This is a genomic window from Paenibacillus herberti (genome assembly GCF_002233675.1).
GTDB classification, from domain to species: Bacteria; Bacillota; Bacilli; order Paenibacillales; family Paenibacillaceae; genus Paenibacillus_O; species Paenibacillus_O herberti.
The window spans coordinates 102,591-128,925 of record NZ_NMUQ01000003.1; the positions used below are offsets into that span (position 1 = coordinate 102,591).

Here is a 26,335-nt window from a genome sequence, read left to right on the forward strand (position 1 = left end):
AAAGTTCCTATTGATTCTCCTCAACACTAGGGAAGCTCAGAGAACATCTGCCTCAAAACAGGGTTCGAGATAGCTAACGGGCCTGAGAAGCGTTATTTGGTTCAGAAATGATAATATTACGCGAAATTCCTTGAATAACATCTCTCAGTTCCGTTACGCTTCGAACCCCCTCCATTTTACCCGAATAAGGCTTCTCAGTTCCGTTACGTATGGAGGGAGGTGTAAGGACGACTTAGGGATGGCCTTTTTTTGCTTCCATTAGGGATCGATCTAAAATAAAGCTATGGAATCCAAAATGTATCTATTTTTTCAAACCATGCGAGAGGCTATATTGTCTTTAGGAATCGCTTACATCATTAGAGCGGGTTCCTATCCAAATCGTAGGGGAGAGATAGTTATGATCCGAAAGTTTTCGATCATGGTCTCAACAATCCTCATCATGGCAATATGCACAGCCGGCATAGGACCGGCAAGAGTCGCTTCGGCGGCGCCGCCTACAGGTGCTTGGACGTCGGACTGGCGGGTCAACGTGTTTCAGGACACTCCAATGCCGGCAACGTTACCAACTTCTATTGGTATTGTATCTGCTAAAAACGCTATCGAGCCGTTTCAAATTCTGTATCGCTCCAATCAAAGCTCGACCATAACCGGGGTTACATTCTCCAATTTTAAGTCGGGCAATAAGACGTTACCCAGCTCTAATTTAAACTATCATTTTGTCGACTATATCCTCACCGATCACAACTCGCAAAATGTGTCTGGTCCTGTCCGCACGGTGACAGCAGGCTCAACCGTCAATTTCCCCGAAATTCTGTTGAACGATCCCACAGTAGCAGTTGCAGCGAATACGACCCAACCTATCTGGGTTCGAGTCAAAGTGCCAACCGGAACGGTTAGCGGAACCTATACAGGAACAGCGACCGTTAAAACGACAAAAGGCAATTTTCCAATCAGCGTCAGCATCGAGGTGGCGAACGTAACTCTGCCTGATGCAAGCTCCCCCTCGGCATATAGCACCGAGCTGTGGTCACAGCTTGTAGGCAATTTTGATACGAATGCTAATCCGATCAATGATGCGTACGGGACGACAACGGGCTCCACGGCTTGGTGGAACATCATGGGCGAGTTCGCTAAGCTGATGAAAGAAAATCGGCTTAATGTGCTGAAGCTGAACCAAGCGGATCTGCTGCTCCAAGGACCGAACACAAAAGTGGATGCTGCCGGCAATGTGACGTTTGATTGGAGCTTCTTTGATTCCTTTATTCAATATTTTAAAGATAATGGGGGCATTCAAAAATTCGTTGGCGGGCCGCTATCCAAATATAAGGCGGACAGTGACGCAGCTAACAACGATTTCTCGAATACTTATGTGGAGACACTGGCACAGAACCCTGCAAACCCATCAGGCCCACCGATCACGAAGCTCATTCGTTATGATGTTGATCCTGCAGCGGTTACCAATTATTTGACTCAATATTTAACTTCCCTGAATCAACATTTAACGAGTAAAGGCTGGAACAGCATTTTTGAGCATCATGTCATCGACGAGCCTGGTCAACCGTTTCAACAAAGTTTGTATCCGATTCTAAGCAATATGATTGATACGTACAGCCCCGGCATGAAAAAGGAAGAAGCGGTTGTGGCGTGGAGCATGCAACCTTTGCAAGGAATGGTGGATACGTTCGCGGTTATGTTGGATAACTACCAAAACAACACAGCCGAAGTTGAAAGCTACCGAACGCCTGGGGATAAACTATGGTTTTATACATCCCTCCATCCTACCGGCGATAATTATTTGAATACGCTCATTGATCGGCCTGTATGGCACGGTGAGCTGTTTGGCTGGCTTGCTTCCAAATGGAATATGTCGGGATATTTGAATTGGGGCCTCAATCAATGGAATACGTGGAGGGCGCCATTCCCGGATTATCCGGCAGGTGACATGATGTATTCCACTGTGCTTGGAGACGGCAACTATGTGTACCCGGATAAGGCGAACATGAAGATTAGAAGCTCTATCCGACTTGAGTCGCTTCGTCAGGCTTCCCAGGAGTTTGAATTGCTGAAGTTGTTAAAAGCTAGCAACCCGACTGCAGCGAATAACTTGTTGAACAGCATCATCCGTTCCGGCAATGACTACGAAGCCGATTACACGGTTATCTCTGCAGCTCAGAAGCAGCTTGTCCGTGCTGCTGCGGGTGCATCCGGCCCCCAGTTGTGCAAGCCGGATAAGGATGACGATCGAGACGACGATAAGGGACGGAGTGACAACGGGAAAGGCAAAGGTAACGGCAACGGCAACGGCAATGGTCATGGCAATGGCAACGGCAATGGGAACGGTAATGGCAACGGCAACGGTAACGGCAATGGCAATGGCAATGGAGGCTGGAACAACTGCGGGAATAATGACGATGATGATGACGATCACGACGACGATCATGACGACGATGATGATCACGACGATGACGATCGATAAAATGGGAAATCATCATCTCTCCTGAAGGAAACGAACCAATTTTACAAAATGGGAAATAATCATCCACATTGAAAGCAAATGAATAAGTTAAGCCAGCAAGGCGCTGCCTTGCTGGCTTTCTTTTTGCCCAGTAGTATAGAAGAAGATGGTGGAAAGGGAGGTCGAGAGAGTGTTTATTAGAGCGCTTAAGGGGCAGGACAACGCAGAGATGGCCGGTATTACGCACAGTGTTATCTGGAGACATTGACGAGCATGGTAGCCGCTGCGCGCTTTTATGAGAAAAATGGCTTCCAACCGCTAGATGCTCCGCTTGCTGGATCAGAGCATTATGCTTGCGATGCTTGGTATATCATGAAGTTGCAGCGGCATGAATATCAAGTCGGATAAATACTTGAGCTGCCTTTTCCAATAGAGGGTACTTGCTCATTGCTCTCCCGCAGACTGGTCGCGATTAAAAATTGCGCCGAATAGTAAGTGAGCATGATGAGAGCATGCGAATAAGCAATTTCGCTGACAAACATATTCCAAGAGAGAATCGAGTCCGATAGGACGAACAACAGGCCGCCAGCGATGACGGTCTTATTGCCTGTCATGATAGCGGACCATGCCATCAAGGAGATGACGATAATATAAGCCATGACCGGAGCGATCAGCTCGGAGCGGCCATCCTCCAGCAGCGCTTCCACCAGCCGGGAGCCCATGAAGGCGGAATAAACACCAATTGGCAATATAGTTGCTAGTCGCAACGGGGAGAAGCGGAAGCGGCTGAAAAAGGCCGGAATATAAAACAGATGGCCGATTAGGAATGCGGATAGTCCGATTACGAACCAGCGTATAGTGCCATCGCCAATCGAGCAAATGAACAAACCAGCGAGCAAGATCCAATGCCATGGCTTGCGCTGCTTCGGCATCCGCAGCCAGCCATAAGTAATAATCAATGCCATAGGAATTAGCTTGAATACTAGCTTGATACCTTCCGGTTCCGCCGGAATCGCGAAAATGTAGATCAGCCCCATGAGGGCAATAAGCAGGGGAAGCATATACTTTGGCAAAGTTGAATTCCTCCGTTTCATCAGCATGCTGAACTTAGCAAACGCTTCCAGCAGAGCTCTATTATACAGCCGAAAGCCTGGCCCGGAATAGAGGAACGGGGGGATTATGCCAAGTTTATAGGCATTCCGGTCAGTTTCTAGCCTGTATCTGTGCGTCCACAAATGATTGTGCTAAACTCCTTGTTAATCTACCAGAATGCATATGCGCTGGACATCCAAATATGCTCGGCTCAGGAGGATAATCTATGTTCACGATACAGGCGGGACAACTGGCTATTCATATTAACGACAAAGGGATCATCGATGGCTTAATCGGTTCCACCGACAGTCTTCGTTACGAATCTTCTGCTCATTCATCACCGCTGCTTCGTTTGGTCGCTGACGGCGAATTGCATGCACCGGTCCGAGCTACGGAAGAGTCATCAGGAAAAATAAGGCTCGGTTTCCAAGGCGGTACGGAAGTGGTCGTCGCGGCGGCAAGCCAGAGCAGCTATATGACGTTTGAGGTGCTTCAGATAGAAAATGGCCGTCCAGACGCCGTTATTTGGGGACCCTATCTAACGACGATCGACAGCTCGATCGGGGAATCGGTCGGCGTCGTTCATGACGGACAATTCGCGATCGGCCTTCAGGTGCTTAATCCCAAGACGGTCGGCGGATGGCCGCTCGAAATCGCCAGGCATGAAGCGATGCCGAAATCGTACAGCCAGGGCGGTAAGCCGGATTCGAACAGTCCGGAAATGGGAGATAATAAATTTGAGCATCATGTCAGTACCGCCTGGCCGACTCTGAATGGAGGAAGCGGATTGCAGGCTTTTGCCCGCGACCGTTCAAAACGGGCAACCCGCCCGGTATGGAATGTACGGGCTGCCGAGGTTACTCCGATCGGCGGCGAAGATGCTGAGATTGTCGGCACACGAATTGCCCTATTCGGCTGCCCGGTTGATCGGGTTCTCGATACGATCGAGGCAATTGAGCTTGGCGAGCATTTGCCGCATCCCATAATAGAAGGCGTGTGGGGAAAGAGATCCCCGGCTGCCAATCAATCTTATCTCATTACCGATTTTACAGAATCGACCATTTCGGAAGCGCTTAAATACGCCAAAATGGCCGGTGTGAATTATATTTATCATCCAGACCCATTTGTGCAGTGGGGCCATTTCAAGCTGAAGCCAAGCAACTTTCCAAGTGGCGACGAAGGTCTCAAGGCTTGCTCCGAGCTCGCGGCGAGCGAAGGCATTCATGTAGGCATTCATACACTGAGCAATTTCACCACGTTAAATGACCCCTATGTAACTCCGATTCCTGACGAGCGTCTGCAGCCAGTCGGAACGTCAACGCTCACAGGATCGATGAGCGCGGATGACACAGTCATCGGGATCGGTGAGCCATTGGCTTTCACAGCCGCGCTATTCCGCAGAACGGCCAAAATCGGCGATGAGCTGATCGAATATGAGGCTGTGTCCGAAGCTGCGCCTTGGACCTTGCTTGGTGTTAAGCGAGGAGTGAACGGAACGTCCGCGGCAGCTCATGAAGAGGGTTCCGCAATTGCCCGTCTGTGGGATCATCCCTATGATGTTGTATTTCCAGGGATTGAACTGCAGGATGAATACGCCGATCGCATCACCGATCTGATGAACGGTGCGCAGCTCAAGCAAATCTCGTTTGACGGGTTGGAAGGAGTTTACGCAGCGGGACAGGATGATTACGGTGTTGTCCGTTTCGTGGAGAAGCAATTCAGAAGCTGGCAGCAAGAAGTAATTAACGATGCGAGCTTTGTTGTACCAAACTATTTATGGCATGTATTCACTCGCTTCAATTGGGGCGAGCCATGGGGAGCGGAAACAAGGGAAGGGCAGATGGAATCGCGGCTCAGCAACCAGCGTTACTTTGCACGTAATTTTATCCCGCCGATGCTTGGTTGGTTCCTCATTCGTTCGGCTTCCGACCGCTTTGAAGCGACAGCGCTTGATGAGATCGAGTGGGTGTTGTCGAAGGCTTCCGGATTCGGAGCGGGATTCGCGCTTGTTAGTGATTTTGTCGTGCTGAAGAGGAATGGGAATATCGATATTTTGCTGGAAGCAGTCCACCAATGGGAAGCGGCGCGTAGAGCCGGAGCGTTCACCGCCGAGCAGCGGGAGCGGATGTCCGATCCGAAGGGAGACTGGCATCTGGAGCCAGCGGGGCCAGGCGAATGGACCCTTTATCCTGTTCAGGTGACAAAGCCGTTCGTATGCAGTCCATCGGAGCTGCAGCCTGGTCAGCCAGGTGGCTCGGACTGGGCGATGTTCAACAAATTTGAGCCGCAGCCGCTGCGGTTCACTATGCGCGTTCGGCCGGTCTACGGCAATGAGGATGCATCGGTAAAGAGACCGACTTTTTATACCGACGGCGCTTATATGACCTTTGATACGGAGATCAAGGCCAATCAATATTTAACCTGTGACGGTGACCGAATCGGCCGGGTATATGATGCCAACTGGAACCTGCTGCATACCGTAGAAGCATCGGCAGACGCGCCAACCGTACGCCATGGCGGGCAAAGCCTTTCGTTCAGCTGCAAGTTCGAGGGTGATCCCAAGCCGGATGTTAACGTTAAAGTGTTCCTGCGTGGCATGCCGGAAACGGCAAGCGCAAATAGGTCCCGGTAATAGAAGAAGACGAGTAAACACATAAAATCGGATATCTTTACCAATCCTATCTGCATCAGACAGGAGGGAAGATTTTCCGATGGATCATGTTCAACTCGCTCGCTCCCTTTTTGGCTCTTCAATGGCCTTCCACATTATTTTCGCTACGCTGGGTGTAGGATTGCCCGTGATGATTATTGCTGCAGAGGTGCTATTCCACATCCGTAAGGATTCGGATTACGCAACGATGGCGATGCGCTGGACAAAAGGATTCGCCATCCTGCTTGGTGTGGCGATCCCATCCGGCACGATTGTCGGCGTCATGCTGGCGCTGTTATGGCCTGGTTTCATGGAAATTGTCGGCCAAGTGATTGCGCTGCCGTTCCAGATTGAGATTTGGGCATTTTTCCTGGAAGCTCTGTTCATGTCCATCTATGTGTATGCTGCCGACAGGCTGAAGCCCTGGATGCGCATTGTCAGTGTGATTTTTGTCTCGGTAGGGGCTACGGCTTCGGCCGTACTCATTACGGATGCGCATGCTTGGATGAATACGCCGCGCGGCTTTACTTTCAAGGATGGCGTTATTTCCAGTGTCGACCCTTGGGCAGCCGTATTCAACCCTAGCTTTTACACGACGGCGATGCATGTGGCCCTCTCCGGGTTCATGACCGGAGCATTCGCGGTTGCTTCTATTGCAGCATGGAAGCTGCTGAAGCGGGGAATCGATCCACGGGAAGCGGCCTATCATCGCAAAGGGCTGATGCTCGCGCTCATCATCGGCGGTGTCATGTCGCTGGCAACGGCATTCAACGGACATGGGACGGCTCAAATGCTGCAAACCTACGAGCCAGAGAAGCTGGCTGCAGCCGAAGGTCTGTTCGAGACTCAAGCCTATGCGCCTTTGTCCATTGGAGGAATCGTAGACGAGGAAAGGCAAGAGGTTCGCGGAGGGATCGAGATTCCTTGGGCGCTCAGCTTTTTGGCCGGTAATAGCTTTGACACGGTCGTGAAAGGACTGAACGAGTTCCCCAGAGAGAACTGGCCGCCGCTATTCGTGCATACGCTGTTTAATCTCATGGTCATACTCGGCTCGCTGCTGATTCTGATGTCATTCGGCGCGCTGATCTATTGGTGGAGAAGTAAAAAGCCACTGCCCAAATGGATGCTGCGGACACTTATGCTCAGCGGCCCGATGTCGCTCATCGGCATTGAAACGGGCTGGATTTTCAGCTGCAGCGCCCGCCAGCCTTGGACGATATACCACATTCAGCGCACCAGCGATGCGGCGACTTCCGCAAGCAATCTCGGTACGCTGTTTGTGCTTTTTATTGGCCTCTATGTGTTGCTGATGTGCGTAACAATTCTGGTGATGTGGTCTTACTTTAAGCGCAATCCTGTCAGCCGCGACCTGGCCGCGATGAATCAGGGGGCCTGATGCGATGAGCGACTCCAGCCTTGGCATCCTAATCATCTGGGTGTTTGTGTTTGTTTATTCCGTCCTAGGCTCGATCGACTTCGGCGCCGGTTTCTGGTCCATGGTATTCGCGGGGCAAAAGGGAATCAAGGCCGCCGACATCGCCAATCGCTATCTATCTCCAACCTGGAAAGTGACCAACGTTTTCCTCGTCCTGCTCGTCGTCGCTTTTGTCGGTTTTTTTCCTTTTGCGATGCCGATGCTCAGCTCATTGCTCGTCGTTCCGGTCAGTCTCGTGTTGCTGCTGCTCGCGCTGAGGAGCACGTTCATGGTGTATTCGCAAATGTCTTCCCGCTTCGTGCCGCAGCTGCGCATCGTATCGGGCATAACGGGGCTGCTCATTCCCGGCTTGCTTATCACCGTGCTGCCGGTTACGCTGGGCGGATTCGTCGAGCTGCGCGACGGGCATCTGTATGTACTCACTGCCGAGCTGCTGACAAGCCGCACCTTGTATGCTCATCTTGGCTTCGGAGTTGCCAGCGAGCTGTTCCTCTCTGCTGTGTTTCTCGCTGATTACGCTAGAGAGGCAGAGGATCGCGAGGCGTACAGAATCTACCGTATGATCGCGGTAACGATCGGTCCGCTCACGCTGCTGACGGGCATGCTGGCCGCCGTCGCCATGCATCCGGAAGCGCAGTGGATCGTGGAGCGGATGAAGGAAAACTGGATTTGGTTTGCACTGTCGGGTATTAGCTTCGTCGTCGGATTCAGTGCGCTGTGGTGGAAGGGGAAAGGCGGATGGACCGGAGTTCCGCGGGCAGCGGTCGTGCTGATCATCATTCAGTACGGCTTGGCTAGCTTTGGTTATGGAAGCGCCCATCTCCCGTATTTGATCTACCCCCATTTGACGGTGGAGCAGGGGTTCACGAACCATGCGATGTTCGTCTCACTGCTGATTGGCTACATCGTCAGCACGCTTGTTCTTGTGCCCGTGTTTATCTGGTTCTGGCTGCTTTTCCTCAAGGACAAGCGTTATTTGAAGCCTTGAACGCTATTAATGGGATTTCAGGTAAATCATCATTTTTGACTCAAATAACGCTAAAGCAATGCAATAGAACGTTTACAAAAAGATGGGAAGAAGCTGAGCTTGCTCAGTCTCTTCCCGTTTTGCTGTGCTGCAACATCGCAACGCTGAGCGGCGTTATGGAGGATACCAATTAAAATGAGGCTGCTTCAAACAAAAAGGCAGCAATCAAAAGGGGGATTGGTATGTTTAGAAACACAGCAGCAGTCAAAGAGTCGGATTGCCGGAAAAATACGTTTCAGCCCGGCGCAACAGCGAGAGTTGAAACAAAATCAACCTTTTTCATGAGCCCAATTTCTCTCGGCCTTGTTGCAGCTCTCTTACTTTTGACGGCAGGCTGCGGCTCAAATCCTGTGGCAGGCCCAGCCCCTGCGAAGAAGGGCGCGCTTACCGAGGAACAGGTAAAACAACAGGAGGACAAACGCCGCGCGGCTGCGGCCAAGCTTGACCCCGCTTATGTTGGGGCGTCCAATTCATTTGGGCTGGAACTTTACCGCATTATGGGGCAGAGGGATGATGCGGACAACCTCCTCCTGTCTCCCTGGAGCATCAGCGAAGCGCTTGGCATGGCCTGGCAAGGGAGCCGTGGAACAACTGCGGATGAGATTGCGGGAGCAGCCGGCTGGAAAGGAATAAGCCAAGCCGAAGGCGCCAAGACTGCCGGGGGCTGGCGCTCCTTTCTGGAGCTGCCTTCGGACGGCGCTGAGCTTAACATTGCCAACTCGGTCTGGTTCCGAGAGGGACTGCAGCCTTTGCCATCCTATCGGAAGCTGTTAGAGGAGAACTATGACGGCGAGGTCAAACAAGTCGACTTTGCTGGAAACGGCAGGGATCCACGAAACGGTGCTTGAGGTTGACGAAAAAGGCACGGAGGCTGCAGCTGCAACGATGATAGCCGTGGAATCTTCCGGTGGGACAAAGTCTAACGAGTTCAAGGCGGATCGGCCTTTTTTCCTGGCCATCGAGGATTCCGTAAGCGGTGGCTGGCTGTTCCTCGGCAGCATCAGCAAGCCGGAGGCGCTGGACTAGCGCCTCTTTTTCTTGCGGAGTTATAGCGGCTGGAACAGTAGCTTTACCTCTTCGCTTGCGGAATTATTTCCGCTGTATAACGATCAAGCTTCTGAAGCAGTGGGCAATCGCGAAGCGTAACTGCGGCAGCAGTCAGCTTTTAACCGCTCCAGCGGCAATATCCGAAATAAACTGTTTGCTGATGAACAGGAACAAGATGATTAGCGGCATAACAGCGAGCAGCGCCCCCGTAATGACCATGGAATAATCCGTGACGTAAATTCCATTAAGCGAAGATAAAGCTACCTGCAGCGTGAATTTGCTCTCGTCATTCAGAATAATAAGTGGCCAGAGATAATCATTCCATGCCCCGATGAAAGTTAATGCACCGAGGAAGGATAGCGCAGGCCGCAATATCGGCAAAGCTATATTCCAATAGAGTCGGAAAAAGCTGCAGCCGTCGATCCGGCCTGCATCCAGCAGCTCATTAGGTACAGATTCCTCCGCGTATTGGCGGATCCAGAAAATTCCGAAGGCATTGGCCATTCCCGGAATGATCAGCGCCTTGAACGTACCAACCCAGCCGAAGCCGGCCATGATGACAAAGGATGGCACCAACGACAGCTGAGCGGGAGCCATCATCGTGGCCAGCAGGAGGACGAACAACCACTTTTTCCCGGGAAAGTTGAATTTGGCGAACGTGAATCCGGCAAGTGAATCGAAGAACAGAATTAAGATGGTGCTGCAAGAAGCAACGAACAAGGTGTTCAAAAAAGCGCCGAAGAAATCGATATTGTCCATTACTCGTGAAATATTGTCCATCAGATTGGTGCCGAACCAGAATTGAGGCGGGAAGCTGTAAATTTCGGAGGTCGTCCGTGTGGCCATGACCACCAGCCAGTAGAAAGGAAAAACGGATATAAGTAGTCCAATGATCAGCCCTGCATAGAGTAGAATCGACTTATGTTTAGCCATTCCGTTCACCTCTTTTATTGATCTTTTGCGCCGCCGCCTTGAACGACTCGCCAATTGATGATCGAGAACAGGGCAATCAGAACAAACATCCCCCAGCCGACAGCAGAGCCATAACCAAAGTAATTATTCAAAAAAGCTTCCCGATACAAGTAGAGGACGATGGTCAATCCGCCTCCGCTAGGGCCTCCGTCGTTTCCAGCTAACACCTGCGGCTCGGTGAATACTTGCATACCGCCAATGGTGGATGTAATGACAGTGAACAAAATGATAGGACGCAAAGCGGGAATCGTGATGCGGAAGAAGGATTGGACGCTGGATGCGCCGTCCATTTTGGCTGCTTCGTACAGGACAGTTGGGATGCTCTGCAAACCTGCCAAATAAATGATGGCGTTGTAGCCAGCCCAGCGCCAGACGATCATCAAGGATACGGCAAGCTGCACGCCCCATGGTTTATTGAGCCATTCCACAGGCGACACGCCAATCAGGGAGAGCAAGTAATTCAACACTCTTAGTGTCAGGATTCTCCCGTCCTCTATAGGCGGGGGATGAATGACATGCTTGTAGGATAAGCTCCTCTTCCTTTGACTGTTCGCCTATGTTGCTGCTCTGAATATTCGGAGCAGGGCACTCGTCAGCGAGCCCCGGACACGGCGGGCAAAGCATTCGTGAACGGATAACGGTTCGTAAGGCTCAGCGTCGAAACCAGCATGCTTGGGCATTTGCACAGCTCTCTTTGGCAATGTGCCCGCACTGTGGACATTCTCGGCTTGTGTTGCGTGGATCAACGAGAACGACTGGCACGCCTGCAATCAAAGCTTGCCCGCTGCAAAATAATCCTCCCATGTCACCATCGCTGCATGAACCTCGTCGGGTTCACTCGGAAGTCCGGCTTGCTGGAACAGATCCGCTCTGTAAAACAAAGCGGTCGGTCCTGTGTCGATCGGCAGCGCGATCATCTTTCCGTCCGGTGCAACTCCAAGCTGCCATTTCCAGTCAAGAAAATCGGGCTCGATCTCTTTGGCGCCAAGCTCGTACAGATCATAAAATCGGTCGGAGTTCGGAAACATCTCCGCCACCCAGTCATTCATCGCAATGATATCCGGGCCTCCGGTGCCTGCGGCCAGCGTTGTTTTCAGCTTGGATTTAAAATCTCCACCGATCTTTTGGGCGTTGATACGGATGTTTGGAAATTGCTTTTGAACTGACTGAATCAGATTTTCATCTAGTGCCCGGTTCCAATACCATAAGGTAAGCGTTTTCATTTCATTGGGAGATTCATTGGAATCACCGCTGGAACATCCGCTGACTACGAGAACTACAAGCATCAACAACGTGAGCCTAATCCTGAGCTTTACCATCGTTTCGGCCTCCTATAGGAAATAAGAATCGATAACCCAAAGGATGCTTTTTGAAACTTTTTTCCACATAATGGAGTCATCAATGAAGGAGTCCAACAAAGGAGTAGGGGGAACTATTTTGTCCAATAAGTCAATGGGTGCAGCAGCAGTTATACTGGATTCGGAAGGACGCATTTTGTTGGTCAAACACAGCTATGGCAAGAACAATTGGGATCTTCCAGGTGGGAAATCGGAGGCGGATGAGTCCGCACAGGGCACCGCTAAGCGAGAGGTTTTGGAAGAAGTAGGACTGAGCGTTGAGATCGGGCAATTAACGGGCATTTATTATGACCCGAACTATGACATGCATCACTTTGTTTTTATTTCAACTAACGATGAGGATCAAAAACCTGAACCGAGCTCACCTGAGATTTTAGAATGTGGATATTACTGGATTGAGGATCTACCCAAACCGGTAAGCGACTTTACGTATAAGCGTATTCAGGATGCATTAAATCCGGATAGGGATGGGCTGTTCCAAACGATAGGACCGAGGCAGTGGATGGAGTAGAAGCTAGCTAACGAGCAACACGAACAGGCCGATGCCGGGAAATTCCCTGCATCGGCCTGTTCGATTCATCGGACTAGTTTCTCGCAGAAGCTATTAGCTCCGGGCTGCCAAATACTCTTCCAGACGATCCCAGGTTTGACGAATGCCTTCCTCCATGCCCATATCAAGCACGGTTTGCAGCTCCTCAGGTGATCCGTAGCGGGAGCGGTTGAGCACTTTTGTGGCGCCGTCCTGTTCTTTGAATGTCGTCATGATGAAGCTTGAAGGAAGCTCCTTATTGACCATGCCCTCGGCATCAGAGAAGTAGTCGGTGTAGGAGAAATACTCCTCTGGACGAACCTCCTCATAAACACCTTTGCCCCAGGATTCCATACCGAAGAAGTCTCCCAGGTTCTCATCAACGCACTTCATACAGTAATGCCAGAAGCCACCGGGCTGCAGGTCCAACGTACATTCCGTCACCGTCCAACCACGAGGGCCCCACCATTGCTTCAACTGCTCCGGTTCCGTGAAGGCTTTGAAAACGAGACTTTTTGGCGCTTGAAAAGTACGCTCCAATACTAACTCATTTCCTTCAACGCGCATTATCATGTTTGATGTCATCCTTATTTCCTCCTCAGGGTTGGTTGAGTTTCATGAACTGGTTTATGAAGATAATATATCTTATTATGAATATTCCTGTCAAGGAATATTCATAATAGAGTTAGATAAAGTGCAACACGGCATCTTGCCGGACGAACGAAAAACCGCGTCTCCGATCCTACCTGTACTCACGAGAAAGAACCGATCGATAGCTGCCTTGATCGGTCCTCTTAAGGTTGTTCCGAGGAGATCAGAGAGGTACATAGCCGCCCACCGTTGGGGCGGGTGGCTCTAGACCAGCTCCTTCAACACTCGCCGGAGCGTTTTGCCGGAGCTGTTTTTCGGCAGCTCCGTGAGAAACTCCACCTGGGTGGGCAGCTTGTATTTAACGAGACTGTTCCGGCAAAAGGCAATAAGCTCCTCGGCGGTCAGCGATTCGTCTTTCCGTACGACAAACGCCTTGACCGCCTCGCCGAGCGATTCATCAGGAACGCCGACGACCGCCGCTTCGAACACGCCGGGGTGCTGGTACAGCACTTCCTCAACCTCGCGCGGATACACATTGAAGCCGCCCACATTGATCATGTCCTTTATACGGTCTACGATGTAAATGTAACCTTCCTCGTCCATCTGAGCGATGTCGCCCGTATAAAGCCAGCCGTCCCTCAGTGCGGCTGCAGTCGCCTCCGGCATGTTGAAGTAGCCCTGCATGACGTTCGGGCCCTGAACGATGAGCTCACCGGCAACTCCCGGCGGCAAGTCGTTGCCATCATGATCGACGATCCGATTTTTAACCTGCGGAATGTCTACGCCTACGGAGCCCGGCTTGCGAACTCCGCCAAGCGGATTGAACGCTGTGACAGGGGAAGCCTCCGACAAGCCGTAGCCCTCGTAGATGACAACCTGAAACCTCTCCTCAAACTTCTGCAGTATTTCTACCGGGAGTGATGCTCCACCTGAGGAGCAGAGCCGGACCGTGGTAAAATCGGCAGCCGAAACTCCAGGAACCTGCAGCATATACGTATACATAGTGGGTACGCCGGAGAACATCGTCGCTTTCTGTTCGCGAATCGCCGTTATGATCTCCACCGGATGGAAACGAGGATGAATGAGAATTGCAGCTCCTACAGCCAGCAGGGCGTTCAGACAAACGGTCAGGGAGTAAATGTGGAACATCGGCAGCACGGCTACTGCGCGATCTTCCTTGGTCACTTGGAACATGGAGTGAACAGACTCCGCATTAGTGGCAAGGTTGCGGTGAGACAGCATCGCGCCCTTTGGCTTACCGGTTGTACCGGAAGTATAGAGAATGACGGCAGTGTCGTCCCCCTTAATGTAAGCGGATTCAATAAATCCCGTCCCACTTTGCAAAAGCTGCTCGAAAGAGTTGTCTCCTCCACCAGCGCCGCAATAGATCGAGCCTTGCAGCTCCGGCAACCGTGGTTGCAGCGCAGCAAACAGTGGCTGTAGCGGTGCCGCAGCGATGGCTGTTTTAGCTCCGCAATTGCCGATAATATAAGCGATTTCGTCCGCTGTGTAGGTCGGATTGACCGGGACGACAACTGCGCCAAGACGAAGCGCGCCGTACAAGGCAATAATAAATTCCGGGCAATTGCCGAGCAAAAGCACGATTTTGTCGCCTTTGCCAATGTTCCGCGCAGACAGCCCGGAGGCGAATTGCTCTACCTGATTCATTAGTTCAGTGTAGGTTGTGCTGTTGCCCTGGAATACATACGCTTCACGGTCAGGATAGCTGGCCGCGCTGTTTTCCAGTACTTCCACCAGATTCCAGCTCATGCATGGTCATCTCCTTTTCCTAAGTTAGGTGCGGGGGCCATGATGATTCACTATCCATCCTATTCGTGGAATCTGCAGCAAATCCCTACTGGTAATATATAGAAAATAAAAATAAGCGAATGGCTGACGCCATCCGCTTATCGGCTGAACTGGTCGCGATGAATACGATGATTAAGGCTAGACTATGCGGAAACCTGCTGGGAGTACGCCTGTGAGGCGAATCAAGCGGACCTGCGCAACGCTCAGGCGTTGGTTGGAGGAGATAAGGGACTCGACATCTTCGCCGCGAAGCAGATCTTCTAGCTCAGGCAAATTGCGGGCGGGGCCAAGGTAGATGCGGAAGTTGCCGCGAAAGGCCGTGCGGGTAAACAGGACGAGACAGGCGTTACGATTATCGGATAAGAAGCGGAGGCTTTCAGGGCCATCAAAAATGTTTTCGAGGTTGCGGATACCAAGGTTTCCACGTCCAATAACGAATTGTCCATTAAAAGATTCATCGGAGAAGAGGGTTAAGCGGGGAAATAAAACTTGGCTTACTTTTGCTTGTTCCATGCGGGGTATCTTCCTTTCAGATGGGTTATTTCAAAAGAAGTGGTTCAAAGTGATAGACTTCGGGATAGGGAGCTAAATCTCCCTGTCACCTTCAGGAAGCCGTCCTGTGCGGCCAATTTCGCGGACCTGCGCCTGAGTCAGGGGCTGATTGGTGGAAATTAAGGATCTGGCACGATCTCCGGCGATCAAATCGTTCAGATCAGCTACATTGTGAACGCCCCCCCGATAGATGCGATAATGGCCGCGGAATCCGGGCTCGGTGAAGACAACGAGCGTAGCACTGGAGCTCATAGAGAGAAATTGAAGGCTCCTTATATCATCCACGCCATCGCTCGTGTTCTCGATACCGATAGTTCCGCGCATAATACGGCTTTCTCCCGTGTAGAAAGCGCCGGAATAAACAGTCAGGCGAGGGGAAATTTGATTGGTTTGAATTGGTTTGATTCGGGGTCCCTCCTTTCATCAGGGGGTTGCTATATTCTATGAAGCTATTGAAGAAAGGTTCGTAGTTGCGAGTCACGGAGTTAGGAACGGATGGAAAAATAGACTCGCCTGCGAGGGATGCCATTCTTTACAGACGCAAAAAAAGCTGTCCGCATATGCGAACAGCCCTCCAAGTTAGGTCATTATTCCGCTTCGCCGACGACGGAGAAACGCTCGTTCCGATGTGCGGCCTGCTCGGCCTCATCTACAATTGCAATTGCATAATCGGCGTAGCTGATGTAGCTCTGGCCTTTGCTGTTGACGATTAGGCGGTCGCCACCCTTCGTATAGGAACCGGTGCGTTTGCCAGCAGGATCGAAAAATGCTGCAGGGCTGAGGAAGGTCCAACTGATGCCCTCTTCCTGCTGCAAGTCAGTCAGATTTTGTCCCTGGCTGGAAGCGGTATGGAGATACTCTTTCGGGAATTCCGCCGTATCCATAACACGAACGCTTTTTGCCTCATCTACATACAGGCTGCCAGCTCCTCCAACGACGATTAACCGAGTTTCCGGTGCTTCCTTGAGCGCTTTGATCAGCAGACGTCCGGCTTCGATATGCTTCTGCTCCTGTCCGTAAACGGCGCCGAAGGCGTTCACGATTACGTCGAATGGCTTCAGATCCGCTCCTGTGAGCTGGAACACTTCCTTCTCAAGGATGTTCAGCGAAAGATTCTTCACTTTGGATGAATCCCGCACAATCGCTGTTACATGGTGGCCGCGACGCTCAGCCTCATCTGCGATTAAGCTGCCCGCCTTGCCGGTTGCTCCAATAATTCCTATTCTCATGTTTGATTGCCTCCTTATAGTTTCAAAACTATTATTCCCAAAGCGACATTAAAAAAAGCCTTTGTTGTAACCATTATGATTACAACAAAAGCTTTTGTCAAACAAATAGAATATCAGCTCACCCGAATAACCGTATCTCCCACAGCAATTGTTCCTGGCTCCAACACGGAGGCATACAGCCCGAACTTCAAGCCAAATGATTCATTCACGGATCGCAGCAGCGATGGATCACGCTCCAGGCTTTCTGGATCGCAGGTAATCATCGAGCAGCGCTCGCAAAAGGAATTCACCTGAACCAAGGCATTGCCGATCCGCAGCTGCGCGCCGATCAGATCGTTTTCGTCCAACTGTGGATCATCCGTTCCAATAAACAGATTCGGTCTGAATCGTAAGGGGTCTACTTCCTTGCCCCATTTTTCTTTCAGGCGGCGCAGTGAAGCATCGGTTATGAGCAAAATGCTGGCTGCATCGACAGATTTAAGACTATTATCCTCACGTCCGGCCTCGCCTTCAACGCTCATAGACATGCGAATACCTGTGACCTGCTCCAGCTCTTCCTGCAGCTGACTATCCCAGGAGAAGGAGCCTCCATGAGGCGATTTTACCTTGATGCCTTCGTCCGTATAGGAGGCTTGATAAAGCAATAGCCCAGGCAGTTTACGGGCTGTATGATAGCTATTCCAGCCTTGCTTGGCCTCATCATAAAAAGAGCAAAATCGGTCACCGAGCAAGCCGTAGCTTTCTACAGCTACCTGTTCCAGGCGTTCTCCTCCCATCGATTTGACCGGATAGCGCCAAATCGCTTCCGTTACTCCAATCTTCATCTGTTGTCCACCTCTTTTTGGCTCAGTATACCGCGAAATATCTCTCGTTGACATTCTATAACGGGATGTTATAATTTGAATAAATTATTCCAGCCATATCCAGATAAGCTATGGAAGGGTGTAGTAACCTGCGGGAGTTGTCTCAGCGAGCCGGCGTTTGGTGTGAGGTCCGGCACAATCGATGCAGGCCAATGGTCCCTTCCGCTTCAGTCCGAACCCGGCATCCGCCGGCAGTAGGCGCTGACGGGTCGTTCTGCCGTTATCACGGGAACCGCGTTAGTCGTTTTGACGCGGATTCAAGGAGCGGCGCATAGCCGAATTTGGGTGGTATCGCGGAGTTACGCACTTCGTCCCTTTGGGGATGAAGTGCGTTTTTTGCGTTTTCTGGAATTTATATTTATATCTTGAGGGAGGGTTAACAATGGCAAACAGAATTGTGTCAGGCATCAAACCAAGTGGCGACCTGAATATTGGTGGATATGGAGGGGCGCTCAGTCAGTTCATCCAGCTTCAGCAGGACTATGACTGCTTTTTCTTCATCCCGGATCTCCATGCGATCACGGTGCCGCAGCCGCCGGATGTGCTTCAGCGTCGGACTCGTGATATAGCCGCACTATACCTTGCAGCGGGAATTGATCCCGGCAAATCAGTTCTTTTCCTGCAGTCCCAAGTGCCGGCCCATGCCGAGCTGGGCTACTTGCTGCAGACGTTAGCGGTTATGGGCGAGCTAGGACGGATGACGCAGTATAAGGACAAATCGGATGGGAAAAGCTCCGTCAGCTCCGCACTATTCACGTATCCGGTGTTAATGGCGGCTGACGTTCTGCTCTATCGTACTACCCATGTACCGGTCGGCGACGATCAGCTGCAGCATCTTGAGCTGGCACGAGACTTGGCGAGACGCTTTAACCAGCGCTTTGGAGTGGAGCTTTTTCTGGCGCCGGAGCCTATTATCGGAATGATCGGCAGCCGCATCATGGGGCTGGATGATCCTTCGGCCAAGATGAGCAAAAGCAATCCTAACACCAACAGCTGTGTCATGCTGATGGATTCTCCCGAGCTGATCCGCCGAAAATTCGCAAAGGCAGTCACAGATTCTGAAGGAATTGTTCGTTATGATTGGGAGAGCAAACCTGCGGTAAGCAATCTGGTCGAGATCTATGCTGTGTTCAGCGGATTGAGCGTAGAGGAAATTGAACGTCGTTACGATGGCAAAGGCTACAGCAGCTTCAAGAGTGAACTGGTCGATGTAGTTATAGAGAAGCTTGTGCCGCTGCAGGCTCGGTACCATGAATGGATCGGTTCCCCGGAGCTAGATCGGATTCTGAAGGAGGGAGCACAGCGGGCCGCTGCGGAGGCGGCCCCGGTGCTTGCTGAAGCCAAACGAGCAATGGGATTTGCGTCGTTTTGAGTTCGATTACGGGTAGCGCTCATTTTCCGTGTTATTTTGCTGAGCCGGACTGCAGATTTCCCGCTTAATAGGCTATAATGGGAGAAAAGGGCTTAACCAATGCAATGTGCGGGAGGGAACGACAAAATAATGACGGATAAAGTGAAAATTTTCAGTGGATCTTCCAATATTCCGCTTGCCAAGAGCATTAGCGATCAACTCGGTATTCCACTTGGCGAGGTGACGCTGAGCCAGTTCGACAACGGGGAGCTGTACGTTTCCTACGGTGAGCCGATCCGTACCTGCCATATCTTCATCGTGCAGTCATTGTCCGATCCGGTCAACGAGCACTTCATGGAGCTGCTCATTATGATCGATGCTGCGAAACGTGCTTCGGCGAAGACGATTAACATTATCATGCCGTATTATGGCTATGCTCGGCAGGAGCGCAAGCGTCATCCACGCGAGGCGATTTCGGCTAAGCTGGTCGCAGACCTGCTGGATACCGCAGGTGCTTCTAGGATCATTACGCTTGATCTGCATACTGCGGCGATTCAGGGCTTTTTCAACTTCCCAGTGGATCATCTGACCGCGCTTGACGAGCTGACTGAATACATCCGCAGCAAAAACATTGAGAACCCTGTTATCGTGTCTCCGGACGCTGGCCGGGCCTCCACGGCGGAAAAGCTGGCCAACTATCTCCAAGCTCCGTTCGCGATGGTGGTGAGCAATCACGACAACCATACCGGCGAGGAGAAAATGCATGTTATCGGTGATGTGAAGGACAAAACCCCGATCGTAATCGAGGATATCATCGATACGGGTCGTACGTTGTTCAACGTCGTTGAGAAGCTGGTCGAGAAGGGCAGCCGCGACGTTGTTGTTGCCGCTACACACGGTCTCTTTTCTCAGGATGCGCTGGAAGGCCGCTTGAACCATCCGCATATTCGAGAAATTATCGTGACCGACTCGATCCTTCAACAAGCGAGCCGGTCGGAGAAGCTGACCGTCATCCCGATGGCCAATCTGTTCACCGAAGCGATTCGCTCCAACATCTACGGCGGCTCTATCGCCACGTTGTTTAAGAACCGCGGGATTTAGATATTGTGGAAGTCTGCGTGCCCCGGGGGGCCGCAGTGAACGGAATAAACTCCGTTGACATCACATCAGAGAAGGAATAAAATAATGGTAATAGATCCCACCCGCGCCTCTTAACAATGCGAAAATAGGGTGGGACATTTTATTTTAGGGAGACTTTATATGACTAACTCGCCCCCAACCATTTTAGTAATTCTAATAAACATTTAAACTTCATAAAACCTCATAAAAGATTTGAATAAGATTATTGATAAATCGTTACTACTTAGGTACCTCTAAATTTAGCTAGGGCGCACTATTCGGATGACCGGATCCCGTTTGACAACAACAAGCGAAGCAAGAAATCAAGCGAAGCGAGAAACTAAGTGAAGCGAGAACCCAAGCGAAGCGAGACTTGTGATTGGCTGTTGTCAAACAGAAGGTTTCCGGGAGTTTTCGAACGACGGAAGGAGCCCGGCAATTCGCTCGAATGCGCAGTTTGGTTTCGACGATCATGAAGCAGTATCAGGAGCTGCTCCCTTCGCTTGTCTCAGCGATCATGAAGCAGTAGCAAGGAGCTGCTCCCTTCGCCTGTTTCAGCCTTGTCGGGGCAACTGCGGCTTAAATAGGCCTAAGTCGTAACCAAGTCAGTCTCCTATTGATGTGGTCATGCACAATTTGTATGATTTTTCACTCAACATGCATTCGGGCCGTGCTGATTTCTTGGATTTTGTACGATAAATCATTCAAAATGGCTGGGCATAGGCGACGAAAGCTGAGCTTTGTATGTTTTATCACACAAAGTATTGAAAAGAGGCGGCTATAAACCGAATTTTATACGATAAATCGTACAAAAAAAGTTGCGTTGCGCACGAAAGCCGAGTTCAAACCCTATTTAATTCAAATCGAGAGGAGAAGCACGCCCCGATAAATCTAAAGATCTATTTATACAAAACCGCTGTGCTCATTACAGTCGCCTTTATGACCATCCATTGAGTATTAAGCCCAAATTGTTTCATAAAGGCTCAATAACACGTGAAGATTGGACAGGTTGGGTAATAAAACTTGCAGCACTTGAAAAATATCCAGAAGTGGACGTCAATAGAATTGGTTTCCCATCGAATTAGGAAAAACTTTTGCTCAAACCCTAACTTGTTTAGGGTTTTTCTTTTAGGCTAGTAACAGCTTAGTCAAAAAAAGAAGGGAGACGAGGCCATGCTCATTTATTTTCTCATGCTGTTTTTGGCGGGCCTTGCCGCTTTACTTGGAAGGCCGAAGGAACCGATCAACCGCTGGGCAACTGCGTTTCTTTGGTTAGCCTCGATCGGCGGGATCGCGCCATGGGCGGAACAGAAGGGGTGGACGGACGCGGCCTCCGTGTTGGAGCTGCTCAATACTTGTTTGACGCCTTGGGCGGCGCTCATGTTCTGCCTGGCCTATAGCAGTTTGCTTCGCACAACCCGTGGTTGGTGGCTGGCTGCGCTCGGGATGCTTGTTCTGCCTGTGGTTTCGATGATGGAAGCGTGGAGGAGTGGGCATGAACCGAATTATATGCTGCTGCTACTATGGACAGCTCCATACTATATTGGAGCTTGTGCGAGTTTAATCCTCTCATTGAAGCGGGAACAGGACAGGTATAAACGGCGCTCTCGCATGATCATGGCGGTCATTATTGTACCGACGCTGCTGGCTGTTCTCATTTTGTTCAACATTGGGCGGACGGTGTCGCCGGAGTTTGATTTTTTCCGCTATGTATCGTTCTTCATCTTCTTCTCGATGGGGGCGGCGGTTGTCGGGTTGTTCCTATATGGTGTGCTTGGCATTCGGCTGAAGCTTGAGCGAGATCCTCTGGAGAGCGCAATACGGACGGCGAGTATGGGGGCATCAATGCTGAATCATTCTCTCAAAAATGAAATCGGCAAAATCAGTCTCGCCTCCGACCTGCTTCGGCGGCAGTTGGATCGGCTGGAATCGGCGCGTGAAGCGCCTGAGCTTCCAGGGAAGCCGGTGTCACAGATGGCTGCGTATGAAGCTGCCGAGCTTTCAGGGAAGCCAGTGTCGCAGATGGCTGCGCATGAAGCGAGTGAGCTTCCAGGGAAATCAGTTTCGCAGATGGTTGCGTATGAAGCGAGTGAGCTTCCAGGGAAATCAGTGTCGCAGATGGTTGCGTATGAAGCGAGTGAGTTTTCAGGGAAGTTAGTGTCGCAAGCGGCTGCGCATGAAGCTGCCGAGGAGCAGCTGGAACAGATCGCCCGCTCGACCGGGCGAATGTTGGAAACGGTGGGCCGCATCCAGTCGCAGATGAAGGAAATTATCTGGCAGGAGGAGCCACTGCAATTGCCTGAGCTACTGCAGCGGGCAATGGAACGGAGCAACCCGCTGGCTGAGGCGCGAGGTGTACGGCTGCAGCTGGAGCTGGCGGAATGCCCGGAGTGGCTGGCTGCGGATGCGTTTCATTTGGAGGAGACGCTTGTCAATGTGCTTACCAATGCCATAGAAGCGACACCGCCAGAAGGGCAGGTGCTACTGGACGCATTCCGGGGGCCGCGGTATGCGGTCATCCGAGTGTTGGATACGGGGAGCGGCATTTCGACGGATCGGCTTGCGCATGTATTTGATCCTTTTTTCAGTACCAAAAGCGGAAGGCTCAACTACGGCATCGGTCTGTCCTATGCTCATCAGGCGATGCGAATGGCCGGAGGCAAAATCAAGCTAGCACCCCGGGAAGATGGAGGCACGCAGGCCGAACTGCTGCTGTCGGTTCGCAAGCTGTTGACGGCTGAGTCGCCGGAAGAGGAGGCAGGGCAATGATGAAGGATAGCGCAAGGGAGTCCGGTGCTAGAGGTGGAAACGGAGAGTGCGGGGAAAACGGGGAGCATGGAGAACACGGAGCAAAAGGAGAGGATGGGGAGCAAGCTAGGCTCAAAGAGCACGGAGAGCACGGAGAGCACGGAGAGCACGGGGAGCACGGAGAGCATGGAGAGCACCAAGAGCACGGTGCAGACGGGAAACAACGAGAACATGGAGCAACGGTGGAGCGTCTAGAACAAAGAACACCCAGGGAGCGCCTAGAACACGAAACAACCGGAGAGCGCCGAGAACAAGGAACACCTGGGGAGCGCCGAGAACACGAAACAACCGGAGAGCAACGAGAACAAGGAACACCTGGATTGCCTTTACAACATAACTCGTCCAACATTCTGCAATCGAACCTTTCGCCGATCCGTGTGCTCGTCGTTGAGGATGATCCAGAGTGGGTTCGCTCATTAAGCCTCTATCTTGATGTGGAGCCCGATCTGCTGGTCGCCGGGTGGGCTCCTGGACCGGAGCAGGCGCTGGCAGCAGCTCGCTCGCTGGAATATGACGTAGTGTTGATGGATATTCAGCTTGGCGATGGGGTGCAGGATGGCATCGCAACGGCGGCTGACCTTCTGGAAATCCGGGAGGTTCCAGTCATCATGCTGACTTCCGTTGGGGAAGAGAAGGCAATGACGAGATCTTTTAGCGCGGGAGCGGTCAGCTATGTGGAAAAAAGCCGCTATGCCGACCTCCCGGCGGCAATTCGTATGGCAGTACATCAGCCGGTGCCGATGCAGGCGTTGCTCAAAGAATTTCGCCGGCTGAAACGGGAAGAGAAGCTCCAACCGCTTACCGCTGCGGAGAGGGAAGTGTTCGAGCTGATCGAGGAAGGACGCACCCAGCCAGAGATCGTCCGTCGCCTGTTCAAAAGCGAAAGCACGCTCAAAAACCAGGTGAACCGCATCCTCAAAAAGCTCGGCGCACGCAGCAGCCGGGAAGCGGTACGCCAGGTTCGGCGCGGTGATACGGACAGTGAGGCGGGTCATAGTGGAGATTTTAAGGAAGATGGAAAATCCTAATTTGTTCTACTCCAGTGTGAACTAATGGATGAATTGAATGATGACTCAAGTAGCCAAAGTTACTTGAGCGCGTCAAAAGCGGCTCCGACGAGTAAAGCAAGTAGTCGAAGTTACTTGAGCGCGTCAAAAGCGGCCCCGACGAGCCAAGCAAGTAGTCGAAGTTACTTGAGCGCGTCAAAAGCGGCCCCAATGAGTAAAGCAAGTAGTCGAAGTTACTTGAGCGCGTCAAAAGCGGCTCCGACGAGTAAAGCAAGTAGTCAAAGCTACTTGAGCGCGTCAAAAGCGGCCCCGACGAGTAAAGCAAGTAGTCGAAGTTACTTGAGCGCGTCAAAAGCGGCCCCGACGAGCCAAGCAAGTAGTCGAAGTTACTTGAGCGCGTCAAAAGCGGCCCCGACGAGCCAAGCAAGTAGTCGAAGTTACTTGAGCGCGTCAAAAGCGGCCCCGACGAGCCAAGCAAGTAGTCAAAGCTACTTGAGCGCGTCAAAAGCGGCTTCGACCAGCAAAGCAAGTAGTCGAAGTTACTTGAGCGCTCCGGAAGCGGCCCTGACGAGTAAAGCAAGTAGTGGAAGCTACTTGAGCGCGTCAAAAGTGGCCCCGACGAGTAAAGCAAGTAGTGGAAGTTACTTGAGTGCGTCAAAAGTGGCCCCGACGAGTAAAGCAAGTAGTCGAAGTTACTTAAAAGACGGCTCGCATCCACCTAAGGCTTACCCCACATCCCGGATGAAAGCTTCATCATCCCTTTCCCGACACTGTTAGGCCTACAACAGGTAGGCCTTTTTGGCGTTTCCAGGCCTACAAAAGAGGGGCCTGCCGCTAAATGCCTCTCAGAGTTACGATGAAAGCAGAACAAAGGCCTGGAGCAATTTCGAACAGTTTCGAGCAACTTAGAGGATCTCGGAGCATCCAAGCCGACAGGAGTTGAGAGGCCATGAACCATTCCATAAAAGCAGTTGCGTTAGTAGACGGAACTTGTGCGTTATGTAGCGGGCTGACTCGTTTCGCGGCGCGACGGGACCCGGAAAAGCAGCTGCGTTTTGCTGCCCTACAGTCGGAGGAAGGACAGTTGTTGCTGAAGAAGAGCGGTTTAGACCCGGATCGCCGGGACACCTTTGTACTGCTGAAAAACGGCCGAGGATACACGCGCTCCTCCGCTGCGCTGGAGCTAATGGGCCTGCTGCATGGAGGCTGGCCTCTGCTGCGCATGCTCAAAATCGTCCCGCTAAATCTTCGAGACGCAGTTTACAAGCTTATCGCAGCTTCGCGTCATAAGCTAGTTCCCAACTCGGCAAATGAGGGACACAGCTGTCAAATAACAGATGCTCGATTGCTTCAGGAACGCGTCCTCGACGGCGAACAGGCAACGAGAGAGTTTTGGCAGCAACAGGAAGCGTTAGCGGCGCATGAGCTAGAGGATGACCAAGGTAGGCGGTGACGAAAATGACGATTAGTATAGGCCGCCCCAAACCTATTTACGTAGAGCAATCCATGCGCTGCTCCATGGAACAGCTATGGCTCCATACCCAGCAGCCGGAGCTGCATGAGCGCTGGGATTTGCGATTCAGCTCTATTCGTTATTTGCCCCGAAAAGAAGGGGAGGCCCAGCGCTTTCACTATACAACGCGGATTGGTTTCGGATTGTCCATCAGCGGTAGCGGGGCCACCCGTGACCATGAGGAGCCCGACGGCTGCAAGGTTTCCGCCCTTCAATTTGCCTCGCCGCAGCCCATTTCACTAATTCGCAGCGGAGCCGGGTTCTGGCGGTATGAGCCATCCGATGATGATGGAATCCGCTTTTTGACTCGGTACACCTACACCAATCGGTTCGGCTTTGTTGGTTCGCTGTTGGACCATATTGTGTTTCGGCCGCTGATGGGCTGGGCAACTGCCTGGAGCTTCGATCGTCTTCGCCTCTGGCTGGAAAAAGGCTGGTCCCCGGAGCTAACGCTGCGAATGGCGCTGCTGAACGCGATTTCCCTCCTGCTGCTCTCTGGCTTATGGCTTTACGAGGGCCTGGTGCCAAAGCTGTTTCTGCCATCCCGCACTGAACTGGAGCTGCTCGCTAATCTCGGCTTCTCCCCAGAGGGCTCGATCTTCGCTCTGACAGGTTTAGGCCTGCTGGAGGCAGCAATCGGCGTCTCCTTACTTCTCATCCGCTCTACCATGTTGATTCGCCTTCAAGGACTGATGCTTCTGCTGTTGGTTGCCGGAGCTTTTATTTCAAGCCCAGAACAGCTTGCGGAGCCGTTTAACGCTTTGACGCTCACCGTTCCGATGCTTGGGCTGACGGCTGTCTGCTTGCTGGCACGGCCCTTTGCTCCTCAGGCGGGTCGCTGTCTCAGGAAGCCAGCTTCGCGCAGAACTTCGTGATAATTCCACCGATCCTTTTTTATTTGAAAGGAGAGTTTTATATGCAAAGTCTA

Annotated in this window: 26 protein-coding genes and 1 pseudogene; 15 read left to right on the forward strand and 12 right to left on the reverse strand. The window is 51.7% G+C overall.

Going from position 1 to position 26,335, the window contains the following annotated elements:
* Positions 1 to 397: 397 nt before the first annotated feature.
* Together CGZ75_RS19930 and CGZ75_RS26295 are read left to right on the forward strand one after the other, a co-directional pair.
* Positions 398 to 2,476, forward strand: coding sequence for a DUF4091 domain-containing protein (locus CGZ75_RS19930; RefSeq protein ID WP_176444932.1), 2,079 nt, complete (start codon positions 398 to 400; stop codon positions 2,474 to 2,476).
* Between the two features lie 252 nt (positions 2,477 to 2,728).
* Positions 2,729 to 2,863 carry a hypothetical protein gene (locus CGZ75_RS26295; RefSeq protein ID WP_281255128.1) on the forward strand — a complete coding sequence of 45 codons (135 nt, stop codon included), beginning with the start codon at positions 2,729 to 2,731 and terminating at the stop codon, positions 2,861 to 2,863.
* On the opposite strand, the gene CGZ75_RS19935 is transcribed toward CGZ75_RS26295, so the two are convergent.
* Complete coding sequence (locus CGZ75_RS19935; protein WP_245850982.1) at positions 2,851 to 3,528, reverse strand: lysoplasmalogenase; 678 nt, start codon at positions 3,526 to 3,528, stop codon at positions 2,851 to 2,853. The genes CGZ75_RS26295 and CGZ75_RS19935 overlap by 13 nt on opposite strands.
* Before the next feature lie 245 nt (positions 3,529 to 3,773).
* Between CGZ75_RS19935 and CGZ75_RS19940 the strand changes: the two genes are divergently transcribed.
* The 5 genes from CGZ75_RS19940 (at position 3,774) to CGZ75_RS19960 (ending at position 9,685) form a co-directional block, all read left to right on the forward strand.
* The gene (locus tag CGZ75_RS19940; RefSeq protein WP_089526051.1) at positions 3,774 to 6,179 is read left to right on the forward strand and encodes a hypothetical protein; all 2,406 of its coding nucleotides are present in this window, start codon (positions 3,774 to 3,776) and stop codon (positions 6,177 to 6,179) included.
* A 79-nt stretch (positions 6,180 to 6,258) separates the two neighbouring features.
* Positions 6,259 to 7,593 carry a cytochrome ubiquinol oxidase subunit I gene (locus CGZ75_RS19945; RefSeq protein ID WP_089526052.1) on the forward strand — a complete coding sequence of 445 codons (1,335 nt, stop codon included), beginning with the start codon at positions 6,259 to 6,261 and terminating at the stop codon, positions 7,591 to 7,593.
* Positions 7,594 to 7,597: 4 nt separating this feature from the next.
* Positions 7,598 to 8,620, forward strand: a complete 1,023-nt coding sequence (locus CGZ75_RS19950; RefSeq protein WP_089526053.1) for a cytochrome d ubiquinol oxidase subunit II — start codon at positions 7,598 to 7,600, stop codon at positions 8,618 to 8,620.
* 221 nt (positions 8,621 to 8,841) lie between these two features.
* Positions 8,842 to 9,507: a serpin family protein gene (locus CGZ75_RS19955; protein WP_089526054.1), complete on the forward strand. Its 666-nt coding sequence runs from the start codon at positions 8,842 to 8,844 to the stop codon at positions 9,505 to 9,507.
* A complete protein-coding gene (locus tag CGZ75_RS19960; RefSeq protein ID WP_176444933.1) occupies positions 9,500 to 9,685 on the forward strand; it encodes a serpin family protein in 186 nt (61 codons plus the stop codon). Before CGZ75_RS19955 ends, CGZ75_RS19960 begins: the two co-directional genes overlap by 8 nt.
* Before the next feature lie 132 nt (positions 9,686 to 9,817).
* On the opposite strand, the gene CGZ75_RS19965 is transcribed toward CGZ75_RS19960, so the two are convergent.
* The 4 genes and pseudogenes from CGZ75_RS19965 to CGZ75_RS19980 all read right to left on the reverse strand — a co-directional run bounded on the left by CGZ75_RS19965 (position 9,818) and on the right by CGZ75_RS19980 (position 11,997).
* On the reverse strand, positions 9,818 to 10,639 hold the full coding sequence (locus CGZ75_RS19965) for a carbohydrate ABC transporter permease (protein ID WP_089526056.1): 822 nt from the start codon (positions 10,637 to 10,639) through the stop codon (positions 9,818 to 9,820).
* Between the two features lie 14 nt (positions 10,640 to 10,653).
* Positions 10,654 to 11,145: pseudogene (locus tag CGZ75_RS19970) on the reverse strand (carbohydrate ABC transporter permease); the annotation flags it as partial.
* A gap of 184 nt (positions 11,146 to 11,329) precedes the next feature.
* Positions 11,330 to 11,482, reverse strand: a complete 153-nt coding sequence (locus tag CGZ75_RS26070; RefSeq protein ID WP_245850984.1) for a transposase — start codon at positions 11,480 to 11,482, stop codon at positions 11,330 to 11,332.
* Positions 11,449 to 11,997 (reverse strand): ABC transporter substrate-binding protein, encoded by a 549-nt coding sequence (locus CGZ75_RS19980; protein WP_089526057.1) that lies wholly within the window; start codon positions 11,995 to 11,997, stop codon positions 11,449 to 11,451. The genes CGZ75_RS26070 and CGZ75_RS19980 overlap by 34 nt, the downstream gene beginning before the upstream one ends.
* A 118-nt stretch (positions 11,998 to 12,115) precedes the next feature.
* Here CGZ75_RS19980 and CGZ75_RS19985 point away from each other — a divergent pair, with 118 nt between their 5' ends.
* Entirely contained in the window at positions 12,116 to 12,547 is a 432-nt protein-coding gene (locus CGZ75_RS19985; protein ID WP_176444934.1) for an NUDIX hydrolase, read from the forward strand.
* Between the two features lie 93 nt (positions 12,548 to 12,640).
* Here CGZ75_RS19985 and CGZ75_RS19990 read toward each other — a convergent pair whose 3' ends face one another.
* The 6 genes from CGZ75_RS19990 to CGZ75_RS20015 form a co-directional block, all read right to left on the reverse strand.
* Positions 12,641 to 13,150, reverse strand: a complete 510-nt coding sequence (locus tag CGZ75_RS19990; protein WP_089526059.1) for an SRPBCC domain-containing protein — start codon at positions 13,148 to 13,150, stop codon at positions 12,641 to 12,643.
* Between the two features lie 270 nt (positions 13,151 to 13,420).
* Positions 13,421 to 14,926, reverse strand: coding sequence for a long-chain-fatty-acid--CoA ligase (locus CGZ75_RS19995; protein ID WP_089526060.1), 1,506 nt, complete (start codon positions 14,924 to 14,926; stop codon positions 13,421 to 13,423).
* Positions 14,927 to 15,103: 177 nt separating this feature from the next.
* Positions 15,104 to 15,478: a hypothetical protein gene (locus CGZ75_RS20000; RefSeq protein WP_089526061.1), complete on the reverse strand. Its 375-nt coding sequence runs from the start codon at positions 15,476 to 15,478 to the stop codon at positions 15,104 to 15,106.
* Positions 15,479 to 15,550: 72 nt separating this feature from the next.
* A complete protein-coding gene (locus CGZ75_RS20005; RefSeq protein ID WP_245850986.1) occupies positions 15,551 to 15,841 on the reverse strand; it encodes a hypothetical protein in 291 nt (96 codons plus the stop codon).
* Between the two features lie 263 nt (positions 15,842 to 16,104).
* A complete protein-coding gene (locus CGZ75_RS20010) occupies positions 16,105 to 16,746 on the reverse strand; it encodes an NAD(P)-dependent oxidoreductase (RefSeq protein ID WP_089526063.1) in 642 nt (213 codons plus the stop codon).
* 113 nt (positions 16,747 to 16,859) lie between these two features.
* Positions 16,860 to 17,570 carry an MOSC domain-containing protein gene (locus tag CGZ75_RS20015; protein WP_176444935.1) on the reverse strand — a complete coding sequence of 237 codons (711 nt, stop codon included), beginning with the start codon at positions 17,568 to 17,570 and terminating at the stop codon, positions 16,860 to 16,862.
* 421 nt (positions 17,571 to 17,991) lie between these two features.
* On the opposite strand from CGZ75_RS20015, the gene trpS reads away from it, so the two are divergent.
* From trpS to CGZ75_RS25650, 5 genes are all read left to right on the forward strand, one after another.
* Positions 17,992 to 18,981: a tryptophan--tRNA ligase gene (trpS, locus tag CGZ75_RS20020; protein WP_089526065.1), complete on the forward strand. Its 990-nt coding sequence runs from the start codon at positions 17,992 to 17,994 to the stop codon at positions 18,979 to 18,981.
* A gap of 126 nt (positions 18,982 to 19,107) precedes the next feature.
* Positions 19,108 to 20,061, forward strand: a complete 954-nt coding sequence (locus CGZ75_RS20025; protein ID WP_089526508.1) for a ribose-phosphate diphosphokinase — start codon at positions 19,108 to 19,110, stop codon at positions 20,059 to 20,061.
* A gap of 1,191 nt (positions 20,062 to 21,252) precedes the next feature.
* Positions 21,253 to 22,848 carry a sensor histidine kinase gene (locus tag CGZ75_RS20030; RefSeq protein ID WP_089526066.1) on the forward strand — a complete coding sequence of 532 codons (1,596 nt, stop codon included), beginning with the start codon at positions 21,253 to 21,255 and terminating at the stop codon, positions 22,846 to 22,848.
* A 33-nt stretch (positions 22,849 to 22,881) separates the two neighbouring features.
* Positions 22,882 to 23,082: a hypothetical protein gene (locus CGZ75_RS26075; RefSeq protein WP_141136838.1), complete on the forward strand. Its 201-nt coding sequence runs from the start codon at positions 22,882 to 22,884 to the stop codon at positions 23,080 to 23,082.
* 125 nt (positions 23,083 to 23,207) lie between these two features.
* Positions 23,208 to 23,915: a response regulator transcription factor gene (locus CGZ75_RS25650; protein ID WP_245850988.1), complete on the forward strand. Its 708-nt coding sequence runs from the start codon at positions 23,208 to 23,210 to the stop codon at positions 23,913 to 23,915.
* On the opposite strand, the gene CGZ75_RS24775 is transcribed toward CGZ75_RS25650, so the two are convergent.
* A complete protein-coding gene (locus CGZ75_RS24775) occupies positions 23,893 to 24,612 on the reverse strand; it encodes a hypothetical protein (protein WP_141136839.1) in 720 nt (239 codons plus the stop codon). The genes CGZ75_RS25650 and CGZ75_RS24775 overlap by 23 nt on opposite strands.
* Positions 24,613 to 24,843: 231 nt before the next feature.
* Between CGZ75_RS24775 and CGZ75_RS20040 the strand changes: the two genes are divergently transcribed.
* Together CGZ75_RS20040 and CGZ75_RS20045 are read left to right on the forward strand one after the other, a co-directional pair.
* A complete protein-coding gene (locus CGZ75_RS20040) occupies positions 24,844 to 25,347 on the forward strand; it encodes a thiol-disulfide oxidoreductase DCC family protein (RefSeq protein ID WP_089526067.1) in 504 nt (167 codons plus the stop codon).
* 5 nt (positions 25,348 to 25,352) lie between these two features.
* Positions 25,353 to 26,282, forward strand: a complete 930-nt coding sequence (locus CGZ75_RS20045; RefSeq protein ID WP_089526068.1) for a DoxX-like family protein — start codon at positions 25,353 to 25,355, stop codon at positions 26,280 to 26,282.
* Positions 26,283 to 26,335 lie beyond the last annotated feature (53 nt).